Consider the following 10,095-nt stretch of genomic DNA (forward strand, 5'->3'; position numbering starts at 1 on the left):
GCCCGTCATAAAAGTCTGCGAACGCTCGTAATAAATTTGCACAGTTATTTTCGAGCTGGAGCACTAGAATAGCCCCACCTTAGCTGAGCCAGAGCTGTTTATGCCCGATCCGTCAGACGCTGATAGGTTGCCAGATCTCCCCCTGGGCGATTTGGTTGCGTGTCATGAGTGCGACTTGTTGATGCGCAAGCCCCAACTGGCCCATGGCGAAAAAGCCGAGTGCCCCCGCTGCGGTTATGAGCTTTATGCTCACCGGCACAATGTAGTCGAACGCAGTCTTGCGTTGGTGATCGCCGCCCTGCTGTTATATGTGCCGGCCAACTTTTTACCCATCATGCAACTCAATCTGCTTGGGCAGTCCTCCCAGGACACCGTCTGGAGTGGCGTAGTGGGTCTGTTCGATACCGGCATGCAAGGCGTCTCGGTAGTCGTGTTCCTGTGCAGCATGGGCATTCCGTTACTCAAGTTGCTTTGTCAGTTGGCTGTGCTGCTGACCATTCGCCTGGACGTTGGCCGTAGCTACGGTTTGTTGCTGTACCGCATTTATCACCATCTACGGGACTGGGGAATGCTCGAGGTCTACCTCATGGGCGTGCTGGTGGCCATCGTCAAGTTGGCAGACATGGCAGCCATCACCGTAGGCCTTGGCTTGGTGTGTTTCATCAGTTTGTTGCTGGTCCAGGTCTGGCTGGAGGTGGTGATGTCACCGCATCAGATCTGGCAGGCGTTATCAGGAGAAGATGCCCATGCGGGCGATTGATGCCGGCATTCTGGTTTGTACGGAATGCCATGAATTGAATCGGCAGGACGCTGAGGCCGACAAACAAACCTGTACTCGCTGCGGCGCGCTGATCCATCCCCGTCGCCCGAACAGCTTGATGCGAACCTGGGCATTGTTGATCACGGCCGCGATTCTTTATATCCCGGCCAATATGCTGCCGATCATGACCATCAACTCACTGGGCCAGGGCGCCCCGAGCACCATCATGGCCGGCGTCATCGAGTTGGTTCACCACGGCATGATTCCTATCGCCTCCGTGGTGTTCATCGCCAGTATCCTTGTGCCGACCTTCAAGCTGGTGGGCATCGCTTTGTTATTGTTTTCCGTGCAGCGGCACCAGCCCATGTCGGCGCGGCAGCGCATTCTTATGTACCGTTTCATCGAGTTCATTGGTCGTTGGTCGATGCTGGATATATTCGTGATCGCCATTCTGGTGGCGGTGGTGAATTTTGGGCGGCTCGCCAGTGTCGAAGCCGGTCTCGGCGCGATTGCTTTCGCCAGCGTAGTGATTTTGACAATGATTGCCGCAGTAACCTTCGATCCCCGACTGATTTGGGATAACACGGAGTCGGATAACGACCATGACTGATTTGCCTACCGCTAAAACCCGACCGGCCTCGAACTGGTCAGCCATCTGGGTCTTGCCGCTGATCGCCTTGATCATCGGCGGCTGGCTCGGCTGGCGGGCTTATACCGAGACCGGAATCGAGATCACTGTGCGCTTTGAGAGTGGTGAAGGCATCCAGGTCAACAAAACCGAAGTCGTCTACAAAGGGATGACGGTCGGTAAGGTGACGGCGCTCACACTCGATGACGAAGGCAGTTCCAAGGGCGTGGTCGCGACGGTCGAGATGAACAAGGACGTCGATCAGTATCTCAAGACCGGCACACGTTTCTGGCTGGTCAAGCCGAGCGTGAGCCTGGCTGGGATCACCGGTTTGGAAACCCTGGTGTCGGGTAACTATGTGGCGATCAACCCGGGTGAGGGGGAGTCGACCCGTAAATTCAAGGCCCTGGCCGAAGAGCCGCCGCTGTCGGACGCCAAACCGGGTTTGCACCTGACCCTCAAGGCTGACCGACTGGGTTCGCTGAACCGCGGCAGCCCCGTGTTCTACAAACAGATCCAGGTCGGCCAGGTGAAAAGTTACCTGCTGTCCGAGGATCAGAGCAAAGTCGAGGTCAAAGTCTTCATCGAGCCGACCTATGCCAGCCTGGTTCGTAAACACACGCGTTTCTGGAACGCCAGCGGCATCAGCATCGATGCCAACCTGTCGGGTGTGAAAGTGCGCAGCGAGTCCCTGGCCAGCATCGTGGCCGGCGGTATTGCATTCGCCACACCGGAAAGCCGCAAGGACAGTCCTCCAACGGATCCGAGCCTGCCGTTTCGTCTCTACGAAGACTTTGATGCGGCCGCTGCGGGAATCCGGGTGAAAGTCAAACTCAGCGACTTCGAGGGATTGCAGGCCGGGCGTACGCCGGTGATGTACAAAGGCATCCAGGTCGGCAGCCTGAAGAACCTCAAGGTCGATCCGGACCTGGCCAGCGCGACGGCTGAACTGACCCTGGACCCCTTGGCCGAAGATTACCTAGTCACCGGCACACAGTTCTGGGTCGTCAAGCCATCGATCTCCCTGGCAGGTATCACCGGCCTGGAAGCGTTGGTCAAGGGTAACTACATTGCCATACGTCCAGGCGATAAGGGCGGTGCGCCGCAACGGGAATTCGAAGCCAGGGCGAAGGCACCGCCACTGGACTTGCGCTCGCCGGGGCTGCACCTGGTCTTGCTGACCGAAAACCTCGGATCGCTGGAGGTCGGCAGTCCGATTCTCTATAAGCAGGTCAAGGTCGGCTCGGTGCAGAGCTATCAGTTCTCCCGCAAGAAAAAGCAATTGATCATCGGTGTGCACATCGAGAAGGAATATGAAGGGCTGGTCAACGGTTCGACGCGATTCTGGAACGCCAGTGGCATTACCCTCACCGGTGGTTTGACAGGCGGGATCCAGGTCAAGAGTGAGTCCTTGCAAAGCCTGATGGCCGGTGGCATTTCCTTTGAGACGCCAGAACCCAATGTGCCGTTGAAAAGGCGCGTTCCACGGTTCCGTCTGTTTGAAGACCGCGAAGCCGCACAGCAGAGGGGCACGGTCGTGACGATCAAGGTCGACCGCGCCGATGGCTTGCGCAACGGTACGCCGATCCGTTTCAAAGGGCTGGATGTGGGCAAGATCGAAGAGGTCGATCTCAGCGCCGACATGCAATCGGTGTTGCTCACTGCGCGTATCACCGAAGTGCCGGAGCGTATCGCCCGGGTCGGGTCTCAGTTCTGGGTGGTCAAGCCTGAGTTGGGGTTGATGAAGACCTCCAACCTGGAGACGCTGGTCACAGGCCAATACATTGAAGTGCAGCCTTCGGCGAAAAACCTCGGGCCACAAAAAAGCTTCGTGGCCTTGGCCAACCCACCGGAAAGCGCTATACCCGAAGCGGGTCTGAGCCTGGTGCTGAGTGCGGCCCGCCGTGGTTCGTTGAAGATCGGCGTGCCGGTCACCTATCGCGAGATCACGGTGGGCAAGGTCACCGGTTATGAACTGGGCCAGACGGCGGACCGGGTGTTGATCCATATCCTGATCGAGCCCAAATATGCGCCACTGGTGCGCAGCGGCACACGCTTCTGGAACAGCAGTGGCTTCGGTTTGGACTTCGGTCTGTTCAAGGGTGCGACGGTGCGAACCGAGTCGCTTGAAACGCTGATCCAGGGCGGTATCGCGTTCGCAACGCCGGACGGTGAACGTATGGGCAATCCGGCCCGAGCGGAGCAGACCTTCCCGTTGTTCGATAAGTTTGAAGACGAATGGCTGACCTGGGCGCCGAAGATCAGTCTTGGCAAGTAGTTGTGGCGCTATCGCGAGCAAGCTCGCTCCCACAGGGATGCAGGATCGTTCATCCAGAAGCAGTCCAATGTGGGAGCGAGCTTGCTCGCGATGAGGCCATCCGTTGCACTGAAGACTAAAAACTGGAGCAATAAAAAAAGGCCGCGGTCCAAATGGACCGCGGCCTTTTTCATGCCCGGCTATTCACTTCACACCGGATCCAGCTCCGGCTCGTCGGCCTGCACATTCACCGTGGCCTTCACCGCATCGTGACGACGGATGTATTTCCAGTCCGCTTCGTCGATGTAGATGCCGTTCGGGCCGCTGCCGCCTTCCAGGTCGATGGCGACACTGGCGCAGACTTGCGGTTTCACACTGGCGAGGATCGGCACGAAGCCCAGTTGCAGGCTGGTTTCCAGCAGTGCCGCCTGGTTTTTCTCGTCGATGTCCGCCGCTTCGTCCAGGTAGTAAGGCAGGCGCACGCGGCCGGCTTGTTCGCGGTCCATCAGGTGCAGCAACAAGTACATGTTGGTCAGTGCCTTGATGGTCATGGTGGTGCCGTTGGACGCCGCGCCGTCGATGTCGGTGTGGATCACAGGCTGGCCGTTGACCTTGGTGATCTCGAACGCCAGTTCGAACAGGTCCTTGAGGCCGAGCTGGTTGTGATTCGCCGCCACCAGCCGCGCCAGGTATTCCTTGGCTTCTTCGTTCTTGTTGTCCTGCTCGGCGCTCTGGCTGAGGTCGAACACCGACAGCGTCTCGCCTTCCTCGTACTGACCGGCGCTGTGGATGATCTGGTCGATGTGCTTGAGCGCTTCCTTGTTCGGCGCCAGGACGATGCGGAAGCTCTGCAGGTTGGACACCTGGCGCTTGTTGATCTCGCGGTTGAACAGCGCCAGTTGATGCTCAAGGCTATCGTAGTCGCTGCGGATGTTGCGCAGGGTCCGGGCGATGTCGGTCACGGCCGCACGGCGTGCCTTGCCCAGGGTCAGGGCCTCGTCGGTGCGGTGGGCATAGGCGTTGATCAGCAGTTGCAGGCGCCGCTCCATGTCATCTTCGCTGTCGAACTTGGCCACGCCCTTGAGGCGCACCTGGGCATACAACGCTTCGATCTGGCCATCGACCCGCAGCAGCCCTTGCCAGCTGTCCTGGTAGTCGTTGAGCAGCGGCAGCAGGTTGTCCATGGAATCGTCGACCGGGTCCATGAACGGCGTGCCGAACGGCAGGTCCGCCGGGAGCAATTGACGACGGCGCAGGGCGTCGTCGAGGGTGCGTTGCTTGGCTTCCATGTCGGCGATCTGTCGGCCCACCAGTTGCAACTTGGCGGACAATTGCTGGACGCGTTCGGTGAAGGCATCGCTGGAGCGCTTGAGTTCGTCCTGGGCGGCTTCCATCTGCGCCAGTTGCTCGAGCTTCTCGCCTTCCTCGGCGCTCAGGGTCTGGCTGCGACGGAAGTCTTCCAAGGCTTTTTGCGCATCCAGTACCTGCTGGTACAACGCCTCTGTCTGGGTCTTGCTCGCGGCGCGGTCGGCGGCCACGGCTTGCTGGGTCTTGAGCTGCTTGAGTTCTTTTTCCAGACGCTCTTTCTGGTCCCGCAGCGCGGCACGGTCGGCCAGGGCTTGCAGGGCGGGCGGCTCGATGTGGGACAGGTCGATGGACAGCCCCGGCACTTCGAAGCGCTCACCCTTGAAGCCGTCGAGGATCAGCTCCATGGATTTGACCCAATCGCCGTTCTCGTCCAGCGCGATGCCGTGTTCGCCCAGGGGCAGGCTGAACAGGGCGCTGTTGAACAAGCGCATCAGGCGTTCGACATCCTGCTGGGAGAATTCTTCACGCAGGCGGGCATAGCTGTTGTTGTCGGCGTGATCGAGTTGCTGCTTGACCGACTTCAGGCGTTTTTCCAGGTCCCGCAGGCGCTCTTCCAGGTCTTCGGTGCTGAATTGCCGGGACTGGGCCAGGGCGCCGGCCAGTTCGTCGTGGGCGTCCTTGGCGGCGAGCAGTTGCTGTTCCAGGACCTTGACGTCATCCACCAGGGCAAAGCGATGCTTGAGCACCGACAGCTCGCCGAGCCAGCGCTGGATGCCGCTGATTTCCCGCTCCAGGCGCATCAGCTCCTGGGTGCCACCGCGCTGATCGTTCTGCAGCGAGTCCTGCTCGTTGCGGTAGTGTTCGGCCTGGATAGTCAGCTCTTCCTTGCGCGCACTGGCGTAGTCCGACCAGGTGCCCAGCAACGAATCGAGCAATGGCGAGAGGCGATGCAATTTGCCGCGCAGGACATCGCGCTGCTTCACGCCATTGGCCAGGGCTTCCACCAGCGGGCCGGCGGCCACGAGGGAGTTGTAGTCCTGTTCCATGCGGCGTACGTCGCGGAAGGCTTCTTCGCACGCGGCGATGTAGTCCACGCTGCCGGAACGCAGGCTGTGCTCGAACGCATCGAGGAACAATTGCTTGAGCTTGGCCGCGGTGATTTCCCGCATGTGCAGCAGGTTGATGAACAGGGCGCGGAAGGTCTTGAGGCTTTGTTCGCTGGTGGAACGCAGCGGGATCAGCGTCAGGTCCAGCGGGATCGAGGTGTGACCACCCACCAGCAGGCGTCGCAGTTCATCCGGCTTGAGTTCGTAGGCTTTCAGGCCTTCGCGCTCCAGGTTGGTGAACAGCTCTTTCTGCCGCAGGCAGGTGTCATTTTTCTGATAGTGGGCCAGGTCCAGTTTACCGGCATAGGCAAAGAACTGGTGCCCGAAACCGCCGCCGGGACCGCGACCGACCACGCCAATGACGTGCGGGCCGTGGGGCAGGGCGACTTCCACCAGGATGTAGCTGGTGTCCGAGGCGAAGTAGAAACGCCGGGACTGCTCCAGGCTGTACTTGCCGAAGCTCATGTCCGACATGCGCGCCAGGATCGGGAACTGCAAGGCGTTGATCGAGGCGGATTTACCCAGGTTGTTCGCACCGTAAACCGACAGCGGTTCTTCCAGCGGGAACAAGCCAAGGCTGTAGCCGGCGGTGTTCAAAAGGGCAAAGCGGCGGATGCCGTAGCGTTCCTTGCTCATGCGTCGGTCTCCTGTTCTTCGGCAATGGCGCGGGCCAGGGCGTCTTCTTCGCTTTCACCTTCGAATTCGCTGAGGTCCAGCGGATCATCGGTCTGCAGCAGTTTTTCGTCGCTGTCTTCGTCGATCAATACCGGTACTGGCAACGGCAGCACGCTGTGCAGGCTGGCGGCCAGGTTGCGGTCCTGCTGGACCGAAAGGCAGACGTCGAGGAAGCGGTGCATCGGCGGCAGGAAGCGGTACACGCCGTTTTCTTCGCTGGCAAAACCCAGTTGGGTCATGCGGCGCATGATTTTTTCTTCCAGCTCTTCCTGGGTCTGTACTTCGGCCTGGATGAACAGGTCGCGGTATTTTTCCAGCAGCGAAGGCAGCTCATCGCGGCCCAGGCTGCCGCCGTCGAGCACGGCAATCGGGTCGCGGCCCTGGTCGGCCAGGTGCTCGACCAGGATGAAGGTGAACAGGGCCAGGCGCTGGGCGGTCTTGTTCACCGCCGCGGCGGCCAGGTCCGGGACGAAGTAGTAGAAGCCACGGGTGTCGCACACCAGCTCGAAGCCCAGGGCCTTGAACAGCGTGCGGTACTGGTCCTGGAAGTTCGACAGTTGGGCGTACAGCTCCGGGTCGCGGCGGCTGACGTGGTAACCCTTGAACAGCTCGCGGAAGATCGGCGCCAGCTGGGACAGTTCGGATAGATCAAGATGCATGGGGGATGCTCGCAGAATCCTCGGCGGCGGTGTCGCCGGCCGAGAGCAGGGCGAAGGAGCGCAGGCTGACCTGATGCTCGTGAGTGTGGTAGTCGCGGCGCTCCAGGCGCTCGCGCTTGAAGCGTTTTTCCCGCGACAGGCGCGAGAACCAGTACAGCAATTCGTCGGTGGCGCCGTCCGGTTCCTGTTCCAGCAACCAGGTCATCAGGTCCGGCATCGGCAGGGCGTCTTCGCAACGCTCGACCATCTCGCGCACGGTGCGTGGCGCGCGTGGTGCTTCGCCACCCTTGTGGGTCTTGTGGGACTTGGGGAAGCGCGCCGGTTTCGGTTCGAAGCGGGCCAGGGCATAGACATAGGCTTCGACCTGGCTGGCACTGCCCAGGAAGGTGCTTTGCGGCCGGGTGAACAGCGGCATGGCGGCTTGCGGCACGGCATCGATGCCTTTGCGGCGAATGGCGGCCAGGGCCAGCGCGGCGCCACGGGTCACGGCGTTGTGGCGGCGAGCCTCCTCGCGCAGCGGCAGGAGCAGTTCACGGGCATGGCGCAGGGTCAACTGGGCGCTGGTCTGCATCTCGAGGATGCGCGCGTGGGTGCGCAGCAGCATGTCATCGTCCACCAGGTGCCCGAGGCGCTGCTGTTCGGTGAGCATGCGCAACAGCACGTTCTCGACCTTGCGTACGCCTTGCTCGAAGGCGCCGTCGGCGTTCACCAATTGGATCATCGGCTCGACGTATTCGTCCCAGGTCGCCAACACTTCGGCGTAGCGTTGACGTAGCGGGATCTGTCGGTCGCTGGTCTTGGCCCGTTCGGCCACGGCCACCAGGGCCTGTTCGTCGTTGGCGAGTTTCTTGAGGACGTCGCGCACGCGCATGTCCAGCAGGCGCAACTGGCGTGCCAGGTCGTTGCCGTCGCGAATGTCGAAGGCGTCCTGGATATAACCGGCCAGGCGCTCGAGGTGGCGCAGGTAGGCTTCGATTTCCAGGCACAGGCCCAGGCGGTGTTCGCGGCGCAGGTAGGCGAGGAAGTCGTGGATCTGGGCGTTGAGCTCGAAGCGGTTCGGGCTTTTCGCCACCGGTACGAGGATGTCCAGGCGGATCCACACGTCCAGCAGGTTGGTGATGTCCTGGGGCGTGCTGTCCAGTTGTTGGGCGGCCAGCTGTGAACGCAATTCGTTGAGGCTCAGGGTGCCCTGGTCGAAGTGCTCGCACAAAGGTTCCAGCAATGCCCAGTGTTCAGCGAGGGCGCGCAAGACGCGCTTGGGTTCGATCATCGCAATGGCCGTCGGGTTGGCAATTAAAAGCGGCGATTGTACTGCATCGAGCCGGTTGCGATTCACCCCTTGGACGGACTGTCGTTCGCTATCGATCAACAATTGCTCCAACAGGGAAGCGATCCGCGGCGAAGGGCGGTAGAATCGCTTCCACTTTCAGTTATCCACAAGTGGCCGACCCTTGCTTATCGAGTCCCGTCGCCGCGCCTATCTGACCGCCATGCAGGTGGTCAACTGGCTGCCGCGTACCGAATTGCCGTTCGCCGCCCCGTCGCGGCCCGAGCTGTTGGAAGCGCCCGAGCCCGAGTACATCGGGCCGGCCGTGACGGCGCCTGTGGCCAAGACGGTCGCCGAGCCGCCCGCGCCAGCCCCCGAGCGACCAAAAATCGAAGTGCCGCGCCCGAGCCTGGCCTCGACCCGCACCAATGCCAAGCCGGTGGAAGAGGTGGTCGAGGCGCCGCCCAAGGCTCCCTACGTCGCCCCACCGCGTTTCGCCCTGCAACTGCTGCGGGCCGGGCGTTGCCTGCTGTTGGTGGAGTTGCCCACGGGCGAGCCGTTCCAAAGCCGTGATCCGGCCTATTTGCTGCTCAAGGACATGCTGCGTGCCGCCGGTCTGCCGGACAGCCCGCAAATCATCGGCGAGCCGGTGCGTTGGCCGTTGTTGTCACGGGGCACCATGGACCAGGGGCCGGAAGCGGCGCGGGATTTCGTCCAGGGCTTCGTTTCGGCTCGGCTCGAAGACGAGCCCTGCGTGTGCCTGTGGCTGATCGGCCTGCCGGCGGTGAAGTTTGCCGGTGAAGCGGATGCCGAAGCGTTCAATCGCGAACTGCAGGTCGAAGGCCTGGGCTCGGCCTGGGCATTGCCCGGGTTGGAACTGTTAATGGAGACGCCACAGCGCAAGGCTGATGTCTGGCAAGCCATGCGCCGGCTGATGGCGCGCTGGAAAGAATCGAATGAGTGACGCTGTATCGTTCCGCCCGATGACCGAGGCGGACCTCGACGCTGTACTGAAAATCGAATACGCGGCCTACAGCCACCCCTGGACTCGCGGGATATTTCTCGACGGGTTGGGCAAATACCAGATCTGGCTGATGTTCGAAGGCCAGCAGCAAGTGGGCCATGGCGTGGTGCAGATCATCCTGGATGAGGCGCACTTGCTCAACATTACCGTCAAACCGGAAAACCAGGGCCGTGGCCTGGGGTTGCGCCTGTTGGAACACCTCATGTCCATCGCCTACAAGGCCGAGGCCCGGGAATGTTTCCTGGAGGTGCGCGACAGCAACCGCACGGCGTTCCGCTTGTATGAGCGCTATGGCTTCAACGAAGTGGGCCGACGTCGGGATTACTACCCGGCGGTGGGGGGCCGTGAGGATGCGGTGGTCATGGCGTGCACCTTGGTGGACTGACGCGCCGTGACCCCATGTGGGAGCTT

General features: G+C 61.2%; 8 protein-coding genes. 5 read left to right on the plus strand and 3 right to left on the minus strand.

The features are described 5' to 3' along the window. Positions 1–100 precede the first annotated feature (100 nt). Genes J4E53_RS28290 through J4E53_RS28300 form a run of 3 tightly spaced genes read left to right on the plus strand, consistent with a single transcriptional unit; the run spans position 101 to position 3,666 of the window. Positions 101–760: a paraquat-inducible protein A gene (locus J4E53_RS28290; RefSeq protein WP_060740609.1), complete on the plus strand. Its 660-nt coding sequence runs from the start codon at positions 101–103 to the stop codon at positions 758–760. Continuing rightward, positions 747–1,370, plus strand: a complete 624-nt coding sequence (locus J4E53_RS28295; protein WP_060740610.1) for a paraquat-inducible protein A — start codon at positions 747–749, stop codon at positions 1,368–1,370. Before J4E53_RS28290 ends, J4E53_RS28295 begins: the two co-directional genes overlap by 14 nt. Further along, positions 1,363–3,666: a PqiB family protein gene (locus J4E53_RS28300; protein WP_060740611.1), complete on the plus strand. Its 2,304-nt coding sequence runs from the start codon at positions 1,363–1,365 to the stop codon at positions 3,664–3,666. The genes J4E53_RS28295 and J4E53_RS28300 overlap by 8 nt, the downstream gene beginning before the upstream one ends. A 188-nt stretch (positions 3,667–3,854) precedes the next feature. On the opposite strand, the gene mksF is transcribed toward J4E53_RS28300, so the two are convergent. From mksF to mksB, 3 genes are read right to left on the minus strand one after another with little or no spacing between them, the layout of a single operon-like run. Further along, entirely contained in the window at positions 3,855–6,695 is a 2,841-nt protein-coding gene (gene mksF, locus J4E53_RS28305; RefSeq protein WP_103311049.1) for an Mks condensin complex protein MksF, read from the minus strand. Further along, positions 6,692–7,393: an Mks condensin complex protein MksE gene (gene mksE / locus J4E53_RS28310; protein ID WP_103311050.1), complete on the minus strand. Its 702-nt coding sequence runs from the start codon at positions 7,391–7,393 to the stop codon at positions 6,692–6,694. The genes mksF and mksE overlap by 4 nt, the downstream gene beginning before the upstream one ends. Beyond that, positions 7,383–8,663 carry an Mks condensin complex protein MksB gene (gene mksB / locus J4E53_RS28315; protein ID WP_060743131.1) on the minus strand — a complete coding sequence of 427 codons (1,281 nt, stop codon included), beginning with the start codon at positions 8,661–8,663 and terminating at the stop codon, positions 7,383–7,385. The genes mksE and mksB overlap by 11 nt, the downstream gene beginning before the upstream one ends. A 181-nt stretch (positions 8,664–8,844) precedes the next feature. On the opposite strand from mksB, the gene J4E53_RS28320 reads away from it, so the two are divergent. Then, a complete protein-coding gene (locus tag J4E53_RS28320) occupies positions 8,845–9,624 on the plus strand; it encodes an energy transducer TonB (RefSeq protein ID WP_103311052.1) in 780 nt (259 codons plus the stop codon). Then, positions 9,617–10,069, plus strand: coding sequence for a ribosomal protein S18-alanine N-acetyltransferase (gene rimI, locus J4E53_RS28325; RefSeq protein WP_047229376.1), 453 nt, complete (start codon positions 9,617–9,619; stop codon positions 10,067–10,069). Before J4E53_RS28320 ends, rimI begins: the two co-directional genes overlap by 8 nt. The last annotated feature ends 26 nt before the right edge of the window (positions 10,070–10,095 follow it).

It is taken from the genome of Pseudomonas sp. FW305-28, assembly GCF_017351395.1.
Taxonomy (GTDB): domain Bacteria; phylum Pseudomonadota; class Gammaproteobacteria; order Pseudomonadales; family Pseudomonadaceae; genus Aquipseudomonas; species Aquipseudomonas fluorescens_AA.